Genomic DNA, 1049 nt, shown 5'->3' with positions numbered 1-1049 from the left:
AAGAAGAGTTTTCTTAAGGCGCATAAAACCTCCATACGCGTTTTTTATTGTTAAAGGAAAGCGTACGAGGGAATGTACGCCAGAAAAACAAAACGCCCCAAACTGCGGAGCTTGGAGCGTTTTTGTCGAGTTGTTTTAGTTTAACTTAAAGCGGCTCATTACATCTTGAAGAGATACGGATAGCTGGCTCAGTTCGCGGCAAGCTTGTGCAGTTTGCTCTGAACCTTGCGCGACCTCTTGAGACGCAAGATGGATGTTTTCGATGCTACGGCTTAGTTCCTCAGCAACTGAGTCTTGCTGGTTACATGCCGTTGCGATTTGACTGCCCATATCTGAGATATCAGAAATCGCATGTTCGATGTCATTCATCAGTTGTTTTGACTGAATGCCTTGGTCAGCGCACTCGGCAATGCTTGTGCGAGAAAGCTCAGTCGCTGATTTCGCGTCTTTCGCTAGTGATTGTAGCTGCTCGATGATCGCTGTGATTTCACTTGTTGAATCTTGAGTACGGCCAGCAAGAGTACGAACTTCGTCCGCTACAACTGCAAAGCCACGGCCCGATTCACCAGCGCGCGCTGCTTCGATAGCGGCGTTAAGCGCAAGCAAGTTTGTTTGATCCGCGATATCACGGATAACATCAACCACAACGTTGATTTGGTTCGATTGCTGTTCAAGCTCTGAAACTGTATCACCAGCAGCGCCGATAACATTTGCTACTTCACCAATCGCATCAACCATGCTTTGTGTTTCACGCACACCAAGTTGTGTACGGTGGTTTGCATCGTTTGCTTGGCTCGCTGACTCTTCCGTGTTGCGTGCAACGTCGGCTACCGCAGCTTTCATTTCCGTCATTGCTGTTGCTACGTGCGTGATTTGTAGCTGTTGGTCTTTCATGCCAGAAGCAGAAAGCTCAGAGATTTGGTTCATCTCTTCTACTGCACTGCTCAATTGCGTTACAGCGGCAATAACGTTGTCGATAACTTGGCGTAGGTCGTTTTGCATCTTAGTCGTTGCATCTGCCAACTCGCCCAGTTCATCGTTACCAATCA

The 1049-nt window shown here is 47.8% G+C and carries 1 protein-coding gene; it reads right to left on the bottom strand.

Annotation, left to right across the window (positions count from 1 at the left end; translation table 11 throughout):
- Positions 1 to 135: 135 nt before the first annotated feature.
- A partial coding sequence (locus R7P67_RS26405) for a methyl-accepting chemotaxis protein (RefSeq protein WP_318086526.1) occupies positions 136 to 1049 on the bottom strand: 914 nt, incomplete at its 5' end.

This window comes from Vibrio sp. Vb0937 (genome assembly GCF_033338855.1).
This window is presented reverse-complemented; position numbering and strand designations above follow the sequence as displayed.